Annotated in this window: 16 protein-coding genes; 4 read left to right on the top strand and 12 right to left on the bottom strand. The window is 67.2% G+C overall.

Features of this window, described 5'->3' with window-relative positions; genetic code table 11:
* Nucleotides 1-36: 36 nt before the first annotated feature.
* The 3 genes from CAL12_RS15850 to CAL12_RS15860 are packed head-to-tail and all read right to left on the bottom strand — an operon-like array spanning nt 37 to nt 3,730.
* Entirely contained in the window at nt 37-1,491 is a 1,455-nt protein-coding gene (locus CAL12_RS15850; protein WP_086067920.1) for an aldehyde dehydrogenase family protein, read from the bottom strand.
* A gap of 14 nt (nt 1,492-1,505) precedes the next feature.
* Nucleotides 1,506-2,510: a tripartite tricarboxylate transporter substrate binding protein gene (locus CAL12_RS15855; RefSeq protein ID WP_232464540.1), complete on the bottom strand. Its 1,005-nt coding sequence runs from the start codon at nt 2,508-2,510 to the stop codon at nt 1,506-1,508.
* Nucleotides 2,511-2,545: 35 nt separating this feature from the next.
* Nucleotides 2,546-3,730: a mandelate racemase/muconate lactonizing enzyme family protein gene (locus CAL12_RS15860; protein ID WP_232464541.1), complete on the bottom strand. Its 1,185-nt coding sequence runs from the start codon at nt 3,728-3,730 to the stop codon at nt 2,546-2,548.
* 141 nt (nt 3,731-3,871) lie between these two features.
* Here CAL12_RS15860 and CAL12_RS15865 point away from each other — a divergent pair, with 141 nt between their 5' ends.
* On the top strand, nt 3,872-4,774 hold the full coding sequence (locus CAL12_RS15865) for a LysR family transcriptional regulator (protein ID WP_086065520.1): 903 nt from the start codon (nt 3,872-3,874) through the stop codon (nt 4,772-4,774).
* A 27-nt stretch (nt 4,775-4,801) separates the two neighbouring features.
* Here the strand turns inward: CAL12_RS15865 and CAL12_RS15870 are convergent, their stop codons facing one another.
* The gene (locus tag CAL12_RS15870) at nt 4,802-5,533 is read right to left on the bottom strand and encodes a pseudouridine synthase (RefSeq protein WP_086067923.1); all 732 of its coding nucleotides are present in this window, start codon (nt 5,531-5,533) and stop codon (nt 4,802-4,804) included.
* A 191-nt stretch (nt 5,534-5,724) separates the two neighbouring features.
* On the opposite strand from CAL12_RS15870, the gene CAL12_RS15875 reads away from it, so the two are divergent.
* Complete coding sequence (locus tag CAL12_RS15875; protein ID WP_086065521.1) at nt 5,725-6,309, top strand: chorismate--pyruvate lyase family protein; 585 nt, start codon at nt 5,725-5,727, stop codon at nt 6,307-6,309.
* 6 nt (nt 6,310-6,315) lie between these two features.
* On the opposite strand, the gene CAL12_RS15880 is transcribed toward CAL12_RS15875, so the two are convergent.
* The 3 genes from CAL12_RS15880 to CAL12_RS15890 all read right to left on the bottom strand — a co-directional run bounded on the left by CAL12_RS15880 (nt 6,316) and on the right by CAL12_RS15890 (nt 8,077).
* The gene (locus CAL12_RS15880) at nt 6,316-6,897 is read right to left on the bottom strand and encodes a hypothetical protein (protein WP_086065522.1); all 582 of its coding nucleotides are present in this window, start codon (nt 6,895-6,897) and stop codon (nt 6,316-6,318) included.
* Between the two features lie 153 nt (nt 6,898-7,050).
* On the bottom strand, nt 7,051-7,590 hold the full coding sequence (locus CAL12_RS15885) for a YaeQ family protein (RefSeq protein WP_086065523.1): 540 nt from the start codon (nt 7,588-7,590) through the stop codon (nt 7,051-7,053).
* A gap of 49 nt (nt 7,591-7,639) precedes the next feature.
* The gene (locus CAL12_RS15890; protein ID WP_086065524.1) at nt 7,640-8,077 is read right to left on the bottom strand and encodes a winged helix-turn-helix transcriptional regulator; all 438 of its coding nucleotides are present in this window, start codon (nt 8,075-8,077) and stop codon (nt 7,640-7,642) included.
* An 88-nt stretch (nt 8,078-8,165) separates the two neighbouring features.
* On the opposite strand from CAL12_RS15890, the gene CAL12_RS15895 reads away from it, so the two are divergent.
* Both CAL12_RS15895 and CAL12_RS15900 read left to right on the top strand, forming a co-directional pair.
* Entirely contained in the window at nt 8,166-8,768 is a 603-nt protein-coding gene (locus CAL12_RS15895; RefSeq protein ID WP_086065525.1) for an FMN-dependent NADH-azoreductase, read from the top strand.
* 165 nt (nt 8,769-8,933) lie between these two features.
* Nucleotides 8,934-10,133, top strand: coding sequence for an anthrax toxin-like adenylyl cyclase domain-containing protein (locus CAL12_RS15900; RefSeq protein ID WP_086065526.1), 1,200 nt, complete (start codon nt 8,934-8,936; stop codon nt 10,131-10,133).
* On the opposite strand, the gene CAL12_RS15905 is transcribed toward CAL12_RS15900, so the two are convergent.
* The 5 genes from CAL12_RS15905 to CAL12_RS15925 form a co-directional block, all read right to left on the bottom strand.
* Nucleotides 10,118-11,989 (bottom strand): dipeptide ABC transporter ATP-binding protein, encoded by a 1,872-nt coding sequence (locus CAL12_RS15905; protein WP_086067924.1) that lies wholly within the window; start codon nt 11,987-11,989, stop codon nt 10,118-10,120. The genes CAL12_RS15900 and CAL12_RS15905 overlap by 16 nt on opposite strands.
* A gap of 14 nt (nt 11,990-12,003) precedes the next feature.
* Entirely contained in the window at nt 12,004-12,882 is an 879-nt protein-coding gene (locus CAL12_RS15910) for an ABC transporter permease (RefSeq protein WP_086065527.1), read from the bottom strand.
* Entirely contained in the window at nt 12,879-13,823 is a 945-nt protein-coding gene (locus CAL12_RS15915) for an ABC transporter permease (protein WP_086065528.1), read from the bottom strand. The genes CAL12_RS15910 and CAL12_RS15915 overlap by 4 nt, the downstream gene beginning before the upstream one ends.
* Before the next feature lie 84 nt (nt 13,824-13,907).
* Complete coding sequence (locus CAL12_RS15920) at nt 13,908-15,419, bottom strand: ABC transporter substrate-binding protein (protein WP_086065529.1); 1,512 nt, start codon at nt 15,417-15,419, stop codon at nt 13,908-13,910.
* A 36-nt stretch (nt 15,420-15,455) separates the two neighbouring features.
* Nucleotides 15,456-17,084 (bottom strand): gamma-glutamyltransferase family protein, encoded by a 1,629-nt coding sequence (locus CAL12_RS15925; RefSeq protein WP_086065530.1) that lies wholly within the window; start codon nt 17,082-17,084, stop codon nt 15,456-15,458.
* Nucleotides 17,085-17,134: the final 50 nt, after the last annotated feature.

Raw genomic sequence — 17,134 nt, forward strand, 5'->3', positions numbered from 1 at the left:
GCATCGGTCGACCGATGCTCGCGTCATCGCCCGCGATCAGGCGACCCCCACCTGTTGGTAGATGTGCTTTATTTCCTGGAAATCGATCAGGGCGTCGTAGCCATGCAGGCGTCCCAGGCCGCTGCGCCGGTAGCCGCCGGTCTCGGCTTCGGCAAACAGCTTGTTGTGTTCGTTGATCCACACCGTGCCGTTCTTCAGCGCGCGGGCAACGCGCAACGCGCGGGCCCCGTCGCGGGTCCATACGCTGGCCGACAGGCCGTATTCGGAATGGTTGGCGCGCGCGATGGCCTCGGCCTCGTCCTCGAAGCGTTCGATCACCACCAGCGGCCCGAAAATCTCTTCCTGGATGAAGAAGGCCTGCGTGTCCCGATGCGCCACCAGCGTGGGGCTCAGGAACGCGCCACCCGCCAGGGCGCCGCCCAGGCGCTCGCCACGCAACACGACTTCGTCGGCGGCCTCCATGGCCTGCGCGATGCGCGCGCCCACGCTTTCCGCCGCCGCCACGTCGATCAGCGGCCCCATGCTCGCGCCCTCGGACAGGCCGGGGCCGACCCGCTGCGCGCGCAAGGCGTCGGCCAAGGCCTGCTTCATGGCGTCGTAGTGCCGCGCATGCACCAGCACCCGGCGCGCGGCCGTGCATTGCTGGCCGCTGATGATGGTGGCCGCCGCGGCCAGCGCGGATGCGGCGGTGGCGATGTCGGCGTCCTCGAACACCAGGCAGGAAGACTTGCCGCCGAGTTCCAGCGACAGCTTTTTCATGGTGGGCGCGGCCGCGGCCATGATGCGCTGGCCGACCGCGTTCGAACCGGTGAAGCTGATGACGTCCACGTCCGCCGATTCCACCAGCCGCGCGGCCACGGCATGCCCCGCTTCGCTGACCAGGTTGACCACGCCGGGCGGCAGGCCGGGCGCTTCATGCAGCGCGGCGATCAATGCGGCGGTCAGCAGCGCGGTCTGCGGCGCCGGCTTGATCACCGCCGTGCAGCCCGCGGCCAGCGCCGGCGCCAGCGAGCGGATCAACAGCACCGCGGGCGCGTTCCACGGCACGATGATGCCGGCCACGCCGGCGGGCTCCTTCAACAGCGTCGAAAACGCGCCGGGCTCGACCTCGAACACATGGCCGGGCAGATAACGCGCCAGGCCCGCGTAATAGCGGATCTCCGATACCGCCCCGGCGATCTCGCCACGCGATTGCGCCAGCACCTTGCCGTTTTCCAAGGTCAGCAGCCGCGCCAGCGCGTCGGCGCGAGCCTCCATCGCATCGGCCCAGCGCAGCATGACCATCTGCCGCAGCCGCGGGTTCTGCGCCCACGAGGGCTGGTCGAAAGCGCGGCGCGCGGCGGCGATCGCGTCATCGGCGTCGACGCGCCCGGACGCGGCATAGCGCCCCAGCGCACTACCGTCCGCGGGATTCAGGCTGTCGCCCCACTGGCCGCCTTGCGCGGGCCGCCATTGCCCCTCGATCAGATTGTTCGCCTGCCTGGATTCCATGTTCCCGCGCCCCTTCATTCGACAGTGATATGGCCGTCGCGAACGACCTTCTTCCACAAGGCCACCTGCTTCGCGATGAAACCGCGGAAGGCTTCCGGGGTACCCCCGTCCGGCACCACGCCCTGCTGGGCGAAGGCCTCCTTGACGTCGGGCATGGCCAGCACCTCGTTCAGGTCGCGGTTGAGCTTGTCGACGATGGCCGTCGGCGTGCCCGCCGGCACGACGAAGCCGTGCCAGGATTCGACCTCATAGCCCGGCAGGCCCGCTTCGGCCGACGTCGGCAGGTCCGGCATCAGCGGCGTACGCTTCGCGCTGGCCACCGCCAGCGGCAGCACCTTGCCGGACTTCAGGAAAGGCAGCGCGTTGGGCAGCAGGTCCATGGCCACATCGACCTGGCCGCCGGCCAGGTCGGTCAGCATGGGCGTGCTGCCCTTGTAGGGCACCTGCGTCATGCGCGTGCCGGACATGTTCTCGAACAAGGCCATCGCAAGGTGATTGGATGAGCCCGGTCCCGACGACCCGTAGTTCAATGCGCCGGGCTTGGCCTTGCCGGCCGCCAGCACATCCTTCAGGCTGCGCAGGGGACTGCCCGCGTGCGTCACCAGCATCATGGGCGACCGGCCCGCCAGGATCACCGGCGTGAAGGCCTTTTCGGTGTCGTATGGCAGCTTGTACAGCGAAGGATTCGAAGCGAATGGAAACTGCACCACCAGCAGCGTGTAGCCATCGGGCGGCGCCATCGCCACGGTCTGCGTGCCGATCACCGTGCCGCCGCCGGGCTTGTTCTCGACGATGACCGATTGCTTCCACTTCGGTCCGAGCTTGGCGGCGACCAGGCGCCCCAGGGTGTCGTTGAAGCCGCCCACCGGATACGGCACCACGATGCGCACCGGCTTGGAAGGATAGGATTCATCCTGGGCCAGCGCCCGGCCCGGCGCCATGACCAGGCTCGCGCCCAGCAGGGCCGCGGTCAACGTCAACATAAGGCTGCGGCGCGCCGCGAACCGGAATGCGTGCATGCCAGGTCTCCTCGTTTTTTTTGGATAAAACTGCGTCAGGCGTAAGCCGGTCCTTCGATGGGCGGATGCGCCGACAGGAAAGCCTCGTCGACCTCCACGCCGATGCCTGGCCCGGATGGCGGCGCCACGCAGCCGTCTTCGCCGATGGCGAAAGGCGTGTCCACGAGCGCGTCGCGAAAAAGATTGCCGCGCGATACGTCGGCTTCGAAATAGCCGCCGTGGTCGAGCGCCGCCAGCACATGCAGGGTGGCCGCCATGTTGATTCCCGTCATCGAGGAATGCGGATGCACCTTCAGCTTGTAGGCCGAGCCCAGGGCGGCGATGCGCAAGGTTTCCGTGATGCCGCCGGTCTTGGACAGATCGGGCTGCAGGACGTCGACGACGCGGTCATCCACCAACCGGCTGAATTCGAAGCGCGTGTAGTGGTTTTCGCCCGCCGCGAAGGCGATCCGGCCAAAGGCGCGGGCGCGTTCGTAATTGCGGTAGTCATGGGCGGGAAAAGGTTCTTCCAGCCAGCCCACGCCCAGGGCGTCCAGGGCCGGTATCGCCTGGCGCGCATCGTCCAGCGTATAGGCGGCATTGGCATCGGCAAGGATCGCCAGATCGGCGCCGAAGGCCTCGCGCACGGCCTGCACGCGGGCGATATCGCGGGCGACGGAATCGCCCAGCCGCAGCTTGACGGCCTTGTAGCCCGCGCGCACGTGCGTGCCGGCTTCTTCCACCAGCGCGGCCGGCTCCTGCCAACCCAGCGCCACGCCGCCGGCATAGGCAGGAATGCGCCGGGCCGCGCCGCCCAGCAGGCGATATAGAGGCCAGCCGACCGCCCGGGCGCGGATGTCCCATAGCGCCATATCGATGCCGCTCATGGCGATGGCGCAGCCCGCGCCGATGCCGTGGCTGGCAAGCTGGCGCGTATAGACACGTTGCCAGACGCCGTTGACGTCGGCCGCGTTCATGTCCAGCACCATGGGCCGGAGCCCGTGATTGACGAAATGCGCGATGCTGGAATGGGCGCGGCCGTGATGCGATTCGCCCCATCCCACCAGGCCGCCCGCGGTCGTCACCTTCACGACCACGGCATCGCGCTTCAGCGTGCGGCCCACGCCCAGGCGCACGCTGTGCGCCGGCGGCACCGGAAAGGAGGTGGCCCAGGCCTGGATGTCGGCGATCGCGAGTTCCGGCGCGTCGTACGCCTCTCCGTGTATCGGCATGGGCTGCATGAATCCTGTCTCCTTGTCGCGGTCTCGTGCGGACCGGTTGGAGAAAGTTTAGGAAGCGCGTAACATCAGGTCAATTAATATTAAATTATCCCTCCCATCATTCTGAATGATGGATCACGGAACGATACGGAGCCCAAGGCGATGGAATTCCGCCAGATCCAGTATTTCGTCTGCCTCTACGAGGAAGGCTCTGTGACGCGCGCCGCGCGGCGGCTCAATATCGTGCAGCCGGCGTTGAGCATGCAGATCGCCAAGCTCGAACAGGAGACCGGACGCCAGCTGTTCGTGCGCAGCTCCAGCGGCATGCAGCCCACGCCGGAGGCGCGGCAGATGTACCGGATCTTCATGCCGGTGCTCGCGGATTTCGCCCGCGCACGCGAACAGGTGATGCAGACGGACGCGGAACTGAGCGGCCAGGTGCGCGTGGGCATGATCGCCACCATCGCGCAGGGCGTCATGGTCGATGCACTGATGGCCTTCACGCAGATGCATCCCAAGGTGGCGCTGGCGCTGGTCGACGGCTACAGCGGCGGCCTGATCGACGCCGTGGCCGGGGGGCAGCTGGATGCCGCGGTCATCAACAAGCCGCGCCGGCCGCTGGCCCTGGCCACCGAACCGATTACCGAGGAAAACCTGGTGCTCGTCACGGGCAGCCATCATCCCGGCCTGCCGGCCGAAATCCCGCTGCGCCGCCTGGCGGGATTGAAACTGGTGCTGCCCACGCGCCAGCATGGCCTGCGCGGCATCATCGAAAGCTTCGCGCAGGCGGAAGACGTGGACCTGGCGCCCACCGTGGAAATCGATTCGATCAGCGCCATCCTGAAACTGGTGCACGGCAGCGACTTCGCGTCGGTGCTGCCGCAGATCGCGGTGACCAGCGAAATCGCCCTGGGGCGCGTGCGCACCCATGCCATCGTGCGCCCGCGCCTGACGCGCCAGGTGGTGTGCGTGACACATCCGCGCCGTACGCCAGGCGCGGCCGCCACGGCCTTCCTGCGGGTGCTATTGGCGCACGTGCACGATATGGCCACCGCGTCCGCCTGAGGTGGCCACCGCGCCCACGCAAGGCGATCAGAAGCGCTCGTCTTCCCGCAGATAGCGCCACTGGCCCGGCTGCAGGTCGCCCAGCATGACGCGGCCGATGCGCACGCGCTTCAGGCCTATCACTTTCAGCCCCACCAGTTCGCACATGCGGCGGATCTGGCGCTTCTTGCCTTCCTTCAGGATGAAGCGCAGCTGGTCCTGGTTCTGCCAGGACACCTTGGCGGGTTTCAATGCCTTGCCGTCCAGCGAAAGGCCGTGATTCAGCAGCGCCAGGCCCTGCTCGCCCAGGCGTCCCTGCACCCGCACCAGGTACTCTTTTTCGATGCCGGAATCCTCGCCGATCAACTGCTTGGCGATGCGGCCGTCCTGCGTCAGCACCAGCAGGCCGGTGGAATCGATGTCCAGGCGGCCCGCGACGGCCAGCCCGCGCAGGTGGGCGCGATCGAAACGCAGCGGCGAACGGTCGTTGGCGGCCCGCGACCGCGAATCGATCAAGGCGGCGGCGGGCTGGTAGCCGTCTTCCGCCTGCCCGGAGACGTAGCCCATGGGCTTGTGGATCAGGATGGTCACGCGCTCCTGCTGCCGCGCCTGGGCGGCGCGCTCCAGCGTGATGACCTGGTTGGGGTAGGCTTTCGCGCCCAGTTCGGCGACGACCACGCCATCCACGCGCACCCAGCCACGCTCGATATAGCTGTCGGCCTCGCGCCGGGAACACAGGCCGCGTTCCGACATGAGCTTGGAGATACGTACTTTTTCCATGGAGCGCGTCGTGAAAGCCGACATTCTAGCGGCTTTGGACGTGCGGCCCGGCGCAACCGCCTGGAGCTGGCCGCCATGCCCTCGGCGGCGGCGCGGTGCCGGCTGCCTGACCGCTATGGCCACTGGCGGGGAGTCGCCTGCTTTCCGTCGATGGCAGCGGCAGCAACGCGCTTGCGGGATAATACGTCGCCATGAAGATTCCTCACCCCGGCAGTCGCGGCTGGACGCCGCTCCCCCTACCCTCCTGCACCTCCACCCAGAAATTCTGGCTGTTCCGCCCCGGCGCATTGACCGCCGGCCTGCGCCAGTTGGGCGAATTCCGCCTGCGTGTGCTGGCCGAGTACGCGCAGGCCGCGCCCGCTGACGAAGCGCTGGCCATGCGGCTGCGCCCCGGCGCGATGGTCTGGGTGCGCGAAGTCCTGATGTCGGTCGATGGCATCGACGCCGTGGCCGCGCGCAGCCTGACCCCGCTGGAGGCCTCGCGCGGCATATGGCAGGGCATGCGCCGCCTGCGCACCCGGCCGCTGGCCGATATGCTGTACCACGACCGCACCGTGCGCCGCACGGCCTTCGAATGCCGCCGCCTGGCGCCGGGCGTGCCCTTCTACGCCACCGCGCGCGCGGTCGTCGCCGAGACAGGATCCCGCGAGGCGTCCCGCGAACCGCGCATCCTGGCACGGCGGTCGGTGTTCTGGCGCCACGGACAGCCCTTGCTGGTGGCGGAAGGGTTCATGCCCGGGTTCTGGGACAAGGCCGGCGATCGCCGGCCCGCCTAGCGAAAGTCAAACGCCCGCGGTTGCCGCATCCTCGTCGCGCCGCGCCCGCGGCTGCGATGCGGCGCTTGCGGCGTCGGCGTCCCCGCCCTGCCGCACTTGCGGCTGCGGCTGCGGCTGCGACGTGGCACTTCCCGCTTCGGCGTTTTCCTTCAACCGCTGCGCGACCTGCGCCGCCACCTTCGCCTGGTCTTCCGGCGACATCGCGTCGTACTGTTCCTGGCTGATCCCCATGCTGGCCAGCATCATGTAGAACATGCGCTTGCTCAAGGGCATGGACAGATAGTCGGACAACTGTTGTGCCGCGGCGGACTTGGCGCCGGGGCCGCCGGCGGGAGCGCCGTGCGCCGCCGCCCATTGCTCGGGGTCGGCCATGCTGTACCGGTTGCCCGAGCCGGCCGCGCCCGACGCGCCTGATGACGCGGCCCCGTTCGCCGCGCCGCTGCCGGCCGCATGCTTGAACAACCGGTCGAAGCCGCCGGCCACCCCGCCATCGCCGGACGCGCCATGATCGGCGGCCTTGTCCTGCGGACGCCCGTTCAACAAGCCGACGGTGGCGTTGGCGATGTCCTGCAAACCGAAATTGCCCATACCCGATCCTTTACACGGAAGGCACGGCCGATTCGCGCCCGCTGCATGGGCAGGGGCGCCAGCGTGCTCTGCAATGGGCGGATCATAGCGCCGCCCGGGCCGGTCGCTAGCAGGGGAACAAAGGGCCGGAATCCCTCCTATTCCAGCCTGCGGTCACTCGCGCCAGGTCTCCGGCACGACGACCACGCTGCCGGCGGCGGCGGTCACGTAGACCTCGCCATCCTGCACGTTCAGGTCCAGCGACATGGTGCGCTCGGCCAGTTCGCCCAGCGCCTGCGTCTGCTGCGCCGGCAGATTGATCACCTTCAGGTTGCGCGCGCGCGAGACGCGGTCGCGTATGCCGTCCCACCAGATCTGGCTGGCATGGCCGCCGTAGCAATAGACCAGCACCTGCGCCGAGCGCCCGCAGGCCTTGAGGATACGGCGCTCGTCGGGCTGCCCGACTTCTATCCACAACTCGATGGCGCCGGTCAGGTCCTTGCGCCAGACGTCGGGCTCATCCGTTTCGCTCAGGCCTTTGGTGAAGGCCAGCGATTCATCGGCGTTCAAGGCATAGGCCAGCATGCGCACCATCATGCGCTCATCGGTTTCCGACGGATGCCGGGCGACGGTGACGGCATGGCTGCCGTAATACCGGCGATCGTTGTCCGCGATGTTCAGGTCCGCCTTGTAGATGGTCGCGCGCAATGCCATGGATGTCTTGTCCGCCTGTGAAGCCCGGCATGATACCGCCATGCGCGGGTCACTGGATGCGATGCACCCTGGACACGTAGGCCTCCGACGCGGAGTCGGGGCTGGCGTCGTCGGTTCCGCGCTGGTCGAAATCGCTGCGCGCCGCCTCGATCTCATCGAGATGGTTGATCGTCCAGCTGCCCAGCGGATCGATGGACGCCAGCATGGATGCGCCCATTTCGGTCAATTGGTACTCCACACGCGGCGGGACCTCGGGAAACACCGTCCGCTTGAGCAGGCCGTCGCGTTCCAGGTTGCGCAGGGTCAAGGTCAACATGCGCTGCGAAATACTGTCGGTGATGCGCTTGATTTCGCTGAACCGGCGCGGCCCATTACGCAAGCATCCCATGACGCGCATGGACCAGCGGTCGGCGACGCGCGACAGCACGCCGGAGATCTTCTCGCAAACCTTGGGATCATGATCAGCAGTGGGGTCGGTCACATCCATGTACCTCGGTATAAAAAAAGTGCCTTCTTGTGGCGCCAGGCCCGGAGGCCGAACATGCGGCCACCGAAACCATGGATTACGCCGCATCATGAAGCTTCTGCACATCGACGCCAGCATCACCGCGCCTCAGTCCGTCAGCCGTACGCTGTCGGATGCCATCGTACAGCGGCTGCGCCATACGATACCCGACCTGGAAATCACGCGCCGCGACCTCCACGCCGACCCACTCCCCCATCTGTCCCTGGCCACCCTGCCTTCCAGCCACCCCATGGTGGTGTCGACGCCCGACAGCGCGCGTGCCGTCGCTTCCAGCCAGGCGGTGCTGGACGAATTCCTGGCGGCCGACATCGTCGTGGTGGGTGCGCCCATGTACAACTTCACCATTCCCAGCCAATTGAAAGCCTGGATCGATCGTCTGCTGGTGCCCGGCCAGACCTTCGCCTATGGCGCGGACGGGGTCAAAGGCCTGGCCGGCGGCAAGCGCGTCATCCTGGCGCTGGCGCGCGGCGGCGCCTATGGTCCGGAATCGCCCGCGGCGGCGGCCGAGCATGCCGAGTCCTACCTGCGCACGGTATTCGGCTTCATCGGCATCACCCAGCCCGAGGTCATCGTCGCCGAAGGCCTGCAAATGGGGGCGGACCAACGCAGCCGTGCCCTGGAAGATGCCCAGCGCGCCGTCCAGGCGCTGTAGCCGGCCCATCGCCGTCGGAAGGCCGGGAAATGATGCAAGGAAAATTCTGATTCATAGCGCCGGGCTTTTACCCGAGCATGTAGGCCGGACCTGATCGCGTCAGCCATTTCTCCCGCCCCGGCAGCCAGGGGCGCGGGCGATGAGCCGCGCCCACTTTCTCGCCTCATGCCTACTCCGACCCAGTACGACGCCACCGCCGGCTTTCCGGCCGTCCATATCGAAGCCTTCAAAGAGGTCAGCCGCGCGAACCGCATGGTGATTTCCTCGCGCGGGCTCAACCCCTTGTGCACCGACCTGTTGCTCGAAGGCTATGCGGCCAAGGGTTATCACATCAAGGCCAAGACCTGCGACTGGGGGCCGATGGCGGGCTTCGTGCCCGCCGACCACCGGTTCACCAAGGCCAGCCAGGCGCTGGACAAACAGCGCCTGGCCGTCGCCGATGCCCTGCGCGCGGGCGCGCGGCCCACGCCGCTGGTCATCTCGTCGGCACGGATGGAAACCCTGCGCAGGCTGGGAAAGTTCACCGTACGCGGGCATGGCGGCCGCCTGCTGACCGTCCAGGCCGCGCCCGGCGCGGGGCACGCGCCGCACACCTTCGTACTCGTCAAGCAGCTCGACTGCCGCCACTGGGCCATCTGCTATCCCAGGCCCGCCGCCGGGACCACCGGCGGCCATGAAGGCCGGGCCCAGCCTGGCATGCAAACCGCGGGGCTGGAGCCGGTGCAGGGCCTGGCCAACCCGGGGCGGCGGCTCGCCGCCACCCATGGCGCGGCCGGCTTCAGGTCGGCGGTTTGCGGCGACTACGATTTGTGGTGCCTGTTTCCCCACGGCACCCTGCGGTCGCCTGGCATCAACGACAGGCAGGCGCCGCTGAACGCCACGCTGACCGCGCCGGCTTCGCGGCGCCCGGACGGGTTGGTGGCAAGCCGCGCGCTGCAGGCCGGGCTCATCCTGCCGCCGGTGCTGGAACCGGCACGCATGGCGGCGTTGCTGGGCGACCCGCACCTGGGCAATATTTCACATGCTGTCCTGCGCGTGCGGCAGCAGCTGAACCGCGCCTGCCAGGCGCCGGGGGGAGACGTGGTCATGCACGCCGACTATGGCGGCTATGCCTTCGGCGCCATCGATTACCCGATCATCTTTTTCATGCCCCGGCCCGACACCGGCTTCCAGCAAGTCGACCACGCCGTCGCCACGTCCCTGGCCACGCTCAAGCCGCTGCTCAAGCGCATCGAGGCCATGGGTTATCGGGTCGAACCGAATCCGGCGTGGTCGCTGCCCAATGTTCCCGCCATGCCGGGGCGCGACGCCCCCGCGCCGGCCGCGGCCGGGCCGGCGCCACACCCCGCCTACATGGCGGGATAGGCTCCGACCGCATGCCGCGCCACGAAGTGGCCGGGCGACACCTCGACCAGCGGCGCGACCACGGGCTCGTCGCCCACCTTGCGCACCGGGCTGGGGATCTCGTCGACCAGCAGCGAACGCTGGCGATGGCGCCGCTGCGGATCGGCGATCGGCACCGCCGCCATCAGCTTCCTGGTGTACGGGTGCTGCGGATTCTCGAAGATGGCCCGGCGCGGACCGATCTCGACGATCTGCCCCAGGTACATCACCGCCACCCGATGGCTGACGCGTTCGACCACCGCCATATCGTGCGAGATGAACAGGAAAGACACGCCCAGCTCGCGTTGCAGGTCCAGCAGCAGGTTGACGATCTGCGCCTGGATCGAGACGTCCAGCGCCGACACCGATTCGTCGGCGATCACCACCTTGGGATTCAGCGCCAGGGCCCGCGCAATGCACACCCGCTGGCGCTGGCCACCGGAGAACTCGTGCGGATAGCGGCCTATCATTTCGGGCACCAGCCCGCACTTGTCCATCAGCCAGCGCACGCGCTCCTGCGCCTTCGCGCCCCTGGCCACGCCGTGGATCAGCAGCGGCTCCATGATGGAATCGCCCACCGTCATGCGCGGATCGAGCGAACCGAAGGGATCCTGGAAAATGAATTGGATGTGCCGGCGCAGGGTCTGCATGGCCGCGCCGCGCAGCGCGCCGATGTTGCGTCCGTCGAACTCGATGGTGCCGCCCTGGCTGTGCACCAACTGCAACAGCGAGCGACCGGTCGTGGTCTTGCCGCAGCCCGATTCCCCCACCAGCGAGAGCGTCTCGCCCGGGTAGAGATCGAAGCTGACCTTTTCCACCGCGTGCACCCGGCGCTGCACGCGCCCCAGGATGCCGCCAGCGATGTCGTAGCGCGTGACCAGGTCGCGCACCTTCAGCACCGGGCCGTTTTCCCGCCGCACCGTGCTTTCCACCACGCGGCGCTCGGGCGCGGGCGTCGACTGGCCCTGCTCGACGTCGCTGACGGTCAGCAAGGGGAACGGCGCCGGTTCGTCCGTGCCGTGCATGGCGCCCAGGCGCGGCACCGCCGACAGCAGCGCCCGCGTATACGCATGGCGCGGATGGGCAAAGACTTCGTCCGAACCGCCCTCTTCCACCTTGTCGCCGCGGTACATGACCAGCACGCGGTCGGCCACTTCCGCCACCACGCCCATGTCGTGCGTGATGAAGATCACGCCCATGTTCATCTCTTCCTGCAGCTGGCGTATCAACTGCAGGATCTGCGCCTGGATGGTGACGTCCAGCGCGGTGGTGGGCTCATCGGCGATCAGCAGTTGCGGCTTGCATGACAGCGCCATGGCGATCATCACGCGCTGGCGCATGCCGCCGGACAATTGGTGCGGATAGCGGTCCAGCACGGACTTGGCTTCCGGAATGCGCACGCGCTCCAGCATGCGCAGCGTCTCGGCGCGGGCTTCCGCGGCGTCCAGGCCCTGATGCAGCCGCAGGGCCTCGGCGATCTGCACGCCGGCCGTGAAACTGGGGTTCAGCGACGTCATCGGCTCCTGGAAGATCATGGCGACGTCGGCGCCGCGCACGCGCTGCAGCGTCGCTTCGTCGGCACCCGTCATGTCCAGCATCTCGCCGTTGCGGCGGCGCAGCCGGATCGAGCCGTTGACGATCCTGCCGCCACCGTATTCGACCAGCCGCATCAGCGCCAGCGAGGTCACCGACTTGCCCGACCCGGATTCGCCGACGATGGCCAACGTTTCGCCGCGATCGACGTGGAAGGACACGTTGCGCACGGCTTCGACGGTGCGGTCGTGGGTCTTGAAGCGCACGGTCAGGTCGTTGACGTCAACGACGCGGTTCGATTCCATCGCTTGCATCGCGCTCACTTCTCCTGACGCGGGTCCAGGGCGTCGCGCAAGCCATCGCCCAACAGGTTGAAACCCAGCACCGCCAGGAAGATGGCGGAGCCGGGGAAAATCGACATCCATGGCGCCTGCGTCATGAAGTTCTTGGCCGTGTTGAGCATCGAACCCCAGGACGGATTGGGCGGCTGCAAGCCCAGGCCCAGGAAGGACAGGCTGGCCTCGGCGATGATGGCCGTGGCGATGGTGATGGTGGCCTGCACGATCAGCGGCGGCATGATGTTGGGCAGGATGTGGCGCACGATGATGCGCGTATCCGACGCCCCCAGCGCCCGCGCGCTGGCCACGTAGTCTTCGTTCTTGACCGCCAGCACCTGTCCGCGCGCCAGGCGCACGAACTTGGGCGCGGCCGACACGCCGATGGCCAGCATCGCATTGATCAGGCTGGGGCCCAGGAAGGCGGCCAGCGCGATTGCCAGGATCAGGAAGGGGATCGCCAGCAGCGCCTCGGTCACGCGCGAAATCGAGCTGTCCACCCAGCCGCCGAAGTAGCCGGACAACAGGCCGAACGGCACGCCGACGATCATGGCGATCAGCACGGAGGCCAAACCCGCCATCAGCGATGCGCGCGCGCCGAACAGCATGCGCGTATAGATGTCGCGGCCCAGCTCATCGGTGCCCAGCCAGAAGTTCGCCGACGGCGGCTTGCGGATGGTCGTGAAGCTGGTCTGGAAAGGATCGTGGTTGGCCAGCAGCGGCGCGAGGATCGCCACGACGACGAAGAACAGCACGATGGCCGCGCCTATCATGGCGATGCGGTTGCGGCGGAATTTGGCCCAGGCCCGGTTGGTGCGCCTGGGCGTCGCGCCGCCGGCGATGGCGGCAGGTGTAGCGCTCATGAGTGCCTCAGACGGGGATTGACGACGATGTACAGGATATCGGCCACCAGGTTCATCACGATGAAGCCGACCGCCACGCAAAGCACCACGCCCTGCACCACCGCGTAGTCGCGGTTGAACACGGCGTCGACCACCAGCTTGCCGAAGCCGGGAATCGTGAACACCTGCTCGGTCAGCACCGCGCCGGCCATCAATTCACCGAACAGCAGCGTGACCAGGGTCACGATGGGCATCAGCGCATTGCGCAAGGCGTGGCGCAGCACCACCTTGCGCGGCGACACGCCCTTGGCGCGCGCGGTGCGCACGTAGTCGGCGCCCAGCGCTTCCAGCATGGCCGACCGCGTGTGCCGCATCAGGTAGGCGGCCAGCGCCGTCGACAGCACGATGGCCGGCATGATCATGGTCTTCATGGACAGCCAGAAGTTCTCGGATGGCGAGACATAGCCCGACGCCGGCAGCCAGCGCAGCTGCACCGACACCACCATGATCAGGATGATGCCCAGCCAGAAATTGGGTATGGACATGCCCGACAGGGCCGCCACATTGGCGCCGTACTCCAATAACTTGCCTTTCTTGACCGCCGCCAGGATGCCCATCGGGATGCCCACCAGCAGCGCGATGATCATGGCCATCGCGGCCAGCTGCAGCGTCACCGGCAGCTTCTGCGCGATGAGCGACGTCACGGGCACGTCGGTGCGCAGGGACTTGCCCAGGTCACCGGTGGCGACCTGCTTGACCCAGGCCACGTACTGCACGGGCAAGGGATCGTCCAGATGGTATTTGTCGCGCAGGTAATCCAGCACGGCGGGATCGCGTTCTTCGCCCGCCAGGGTCAGTACCGGGTCGCCGGGCAGTAGCTTCTGGAGCAGGAAGACGATCATCGACACCAGGATCAGCGTCGGAATCGCCACCAGCACACGGCGCAGGATAAGTTTGAACATGAAGAAAAACCGCCGAAAACATAAAGAGCGAAGCGCCGGGACAGGACGTCCCGGAAACCCCGCTCGGCCAGAGCCGGAAGCGCCTTAGTTCGAGAAGGTGACGCCCTTCAGGCGGATCATGCCGTCAGGATAAGGCAGGAAGCCCTTGACCTTCTTCTGCATGGCGAACGGCCATGGCTGGAAGTACAGGAAGGCGTCGGGCATTTCCTTCTGGATAATGGCCTCGGCCTGCTCGTACAGGGCCTTGCGCTTGGCTTCGTCGGGCACCTTGCGCGCCTCGTTCAGGAACTCGTCCACCTTGGGATTGCAGTATTCCCCGTCGTTCAGCGCACCCTTGCAGGTGATGAAGGGATAGACGTTGCCGTCCGGATCGGGCCGGCCGGACCAGCCCCGCAGCGCCACCTCGAAGTTGCCGCCGCGCATCTGCGTCAGCAGCGCCGCGTAGTCGGTGGGCCGCAGGCTCAGTTCGATGCCGGCTTCGCGCGCCATGGCCTGCATCATTTCGGCGATCGCCGCCGTCGTGGTGTTGTTGCCGAAGGCCAGTTCCGCCTTCACCTGCGTCAGCCCTGCCTGCTTGAGCAGCGCCTTGGCCTTGGCCACGTCGCGCTTGGGCACCGGGAACTTATCGCTGTGATACGGGCTCGCCGGCGGGAAGGCCTGGTTGGCCGGTTCGTAGATGCCGCCGCCGATCACTTCGTTGATGGCGTCGCGGTCGATCGACAGGCTCAAGGCCTGGCGCACGCGCTCATCGCGGAAGGGATTGTTCTTGGCCCGTTCGCCGTTGTTCTGGTTGAACACGATTTCCTGGAAGCCCAGCCCCGCCACCGATGAAAAATGCAGGTTGCCGTCCTTCTTGACGTCCGGCGCATCCGACGGATTCAGGCGCTCCAGGATGTCCAGGCCGCCCGAGCGCAGGTTCTGCAGGCGCACGGTGGTATCCGGAATCGGCAGGAAAGTGATCTTGCTGAACTGGTACGACTTGGCGTCGTAGTACTTGTCGAATTTCTCCAGGACGATGCGGTCGTTCTGCACCCGTTCGACGAACTTGTAGGGTCCGGAGCAGATGGGCTTGCGGCCCACGGCGTTGGTGTCCTTGTCGTTGAAGATGGCCGGCGACATCATCATGCCGGCGCGGTCGGTCAGCTGGTACAGCAGGGTCGCGTCCGGCTGCTTCAGCTTGAGCACCAGCGTCTGCGCGTCCGGCGCCTGCACGTCCTGCACGGACGCCAGTTCGCCCTTGCGGAAGCTGTCGGGCAGCGTGCGGGCGCGGTCCAGGTTGGCCTTGGCCGCCGCCGCGTCGAACTTGCTGCCGTCATGGAACAGCGCGTCGCCGCGCAGTTTCATGGTCAGCTCGGTGTTGTCGGCGTTCCAGGTCCAGGACGTCGCCAGCTGCGGCACGATGTGCAGCTTGGGATCGATGTCCACCAGCTTGTCGCACAGCGACGTGAACACGATGCGGCCCACATAGGTGCGGGCGCGCGCGGGATCCAGCACGTCCGGATCTTCTTGCAGGCCGATGCGCAGTTCCTGCGCCACCGCGGACCCGGCCGCCAGCGCCAGCACGGCGGCGCTGATCACGGAACCCAGTTTCTTCATTGCAATCCCCTTGTCAGTGCACATGCATGCATACGATCAGAAACCCACCGCCTGTCCATCCCGCCGGCTGTCGCTGGCGGCGACGTAGCCGAGTTCGTTGTCGTCTTCCGACATGCGCCAGATGAACTGGCCGGAACCGAAATCCATGTAGGGGTCGTTGACGCTCTTCAGCTGGTGGCCCAGGCTCTTGAGCCCTTCCATCGTGCTGGCGGGCATCGTGGCTTCCAGATCCACGGTGAAGTCGCGGTTGACCTTCCAGCGCGGCGCGTCGCACGCCGCCTGCGGGTTCTGATGATAGTCCAACATGCGCACCACGGTTTGCAGGTGGCCCTGCGGTTGCATGTCGCCACCCATGACGCCGAAGCTCATGACCGGCTTGCCGCCGCGCGTCAGGAAACCGGGGATGATGGTGTGGAAGGGACGATGGCCGCCCTTGACCACGTTGGCGGCCTTGGGATCCATCGAGAAGCCGACGCCGCGGTTCTGCAGGCTGATGCCGGTGCCCGGCACCACCACGCCCGAGCCGAAGCCCATGTAGTTGGACATGATGAAGGAAATCATCATGCCGCTTTCGTCGGCGGCCGTCATATAGATGGTGCCGCCCGCATGGGGACGGCCCGCGGAGAAATGCGTGGCGCGGTCCATGCTGATCAGCTTGGCGCGCGACGCCAGGTAGGCGTCGTCCAGCATCTGCTCGGGGGTGACCTCCATGCTGCGCGGGTCGCCCACGTACTTGTACAGATCGGCGAACGCCAGCTTCATGGCTTCGATCTGCAGATGCTGCGACCGGACCGTATCCACACCCAGGCCGGCGACGTCGAACTTGTCCAGGATGCCCAGCGCGATCAGCGCGGCGATGCCCTGCCCGTTCGGCGGGATCTCGTGCAATTCGTAGCCGCGGTAGGAGCGCGAAATCGGCTTGACCCAATCGGGCTTGTAGTTGCGCAGGTCGTCCAGCGTCATCGCCCCGCCGCACTCCTTGCTGAAGGCGATCAGTTTTTCGGCGATCTCGCCTTCGTAGTAGTCGCGGCCCTTGCTGGCGGCGATGCGGCGCAGCGTCCAGGCGGCATCCGGAATGCGGAAATGCTCGCCGACCTGCGGCGCGCGGCCGTTCGGCATGAAGGTCTGCGCGAAGCCGGGCTGGTCCTTCAGCTCCGGCACGGCGGCGGCCCACTTGCGGCCGACGATAGGCGGCACGGCGTAGCCGCGCTCGGCGATTTCGATGGCCGGTTCGAACAGCTGCTCGAAGGGCAGCTTGCCGAACTTCTCGTGCAAGGCCGCCCAGCCCGCCACGGCGCCCGGAACGGTCACGCTATCCCAGCCGCGCTTGGGCTGATTCGCTAGGCCGTTGGCGCCCGTGCCGTACTTATTCTTGAAGTAGTCCACGCTCCACGCGGCCGGCGCGACGCCCGAGGAATTCAAGCCCTGCAGCTGCTTGCCATCCCACACGATGGCGAAGCAGTCGCTGCCGAGTCCGCAGGACACCGGCTCCGTCAGCGTGATCGTCGCGGCCGCGGCGATGGCGGCATCCACCGCGCTGCCGCCCTTGAGCAGCATGCGCAGCCCGGCCTGCGCGGCCAGCGGATGCGAGGTGGACACGAAATTGCGCGCGAACTGCGGCGCGCGGATGGTCGGATACGGGTTTTCCCAGAGGAAGCTCTTCATGGTGTCGGCGATGGCTCGGTAGAACGGCGGGGACGCAAACCGTGCAAGGT

The sequence above is a fragment of the Bordetella genomosp. 8 genome (assembly GCF_002119685.1).
Classification (GTDB): Bacteria; Pseudomonadota; Gammaproteobacteria; order Burkholderiales; family Burkholderiaceae_B; genus Bordetella_C.

Bases quoted from the DNA above. Each gene is read 5' to 3' on its own strand.
- CAL12_RS15875 (WP_086065521.1), top strand. From the start codon at position 5,725: ATGAAGATTCCTCACCCCGGCAGTCGCGGCTGGACGCCGCTCCCCCTA.
- CAL12_RS15850 (WP_086067920.1), bottom strand. From the start codon at position 1,491: ATGGAATCCAGGCAGGCGAACAATCTGATCGAGGGGCAATGGCGGCCC.
- CAL12_RS15910 (WP_086065527.1), bottom strand. From the start codon at position 12,882: ATGAGCGCTACACCTGCCGCCATCGCCGGCGGCGCGACGCCCAGGCGC.
- CAL12_RS15890 (WP_086065524.1), bottom strand. From the start codon at position 8,077: ATGGATGTGACCGACCCCACTGCTGATCATGATCCCAAGGTTTGCGAG.
- CAL12_RS15865 (WP_086065520.1), top strand. From the start codon at position 3,872: ATGGAATTCCGCCAGATCCAGTATTTCGTCTGCCTCTACGAGGAAGGC.
- CAL12_RS15860 (WP_232464541.1), bottom strand. From the start codon at position 3,730: ATGCAGCCCATGCCGATACACGGAGAGGCGTACGACGCGCCGGAACTC.
- CAL12_RS15870 (WP_086067923.1), bottom strand. From the start codon at position 5,533: ATGGAAAAAGTACGTATCTCCAAGCTCATGTCGGAACGCGGCCTGTGT.
- CAL12_RS15895 (WP_086065525.1), top strand. From the start codon at position 8,166: ATGAAGCTTCTGCACATCGACGCCAGCATCACCGCGCCTCAGTCCGTC.
- CAL12_RS15885 (WP_086065523.1), bottom strand. From the start codon at position 7,590: ATGGCATTGCGCGCGACCATCTACAAGGCGGACCTGAACATCGCGGAC.
- CAL12_RS15915 (WP_086065528.1), bottom strand. From the start codon at position 13,823: ATGTTCAAACTTATCCTGCGCCGTGTGCTGGTGGCGATTCCGACGCTG.
- CAL12_RS15920 (WP_086065529.1), bottom strand. From the start codon at position 15,419: ATGAAGAAACTGGGTTCCGTGATCAGCGCCGCCGTGCTGGCGCTGGCG.
- CAL12_RS15925 (WP_086065530.1), bottom strand. From the start codon at position 17,084: ATGAAGAGCTTCCTCTGGGAAAACCCGTATCCGACCATCCGCGCGCCG.
- CAL12_RS15905 (WP_086067924.1), bottom strand. From the start codon at position 11,989: ATGGAATCGAACCGCGTCGTTGACGTCAACGACCTGACCGTGCGCTTC.
- CAL12_RS15900 (WP_086065526.1), top strand. From the start codon at position 8,934: ATGCCTACTCCGACCCAGTACGACGCCACCGCCGGCTTTCCGGCCGTC.
- CAL12_RS15880 (WP_086065522.1), bottom strand. From the start codon at position 6,897: ATGGGCAATTTCGGTTTGCAGGACATCGCCAACGCCACCGTCGGCTTG.
- CAL12_RS15855 (WP_232464540.1), bottom strand. From the start codon at position 2,510: ATGCACGCATTCCGGTTCGCGGCGCGCCGCAGCCTTATGTTGACGTTG.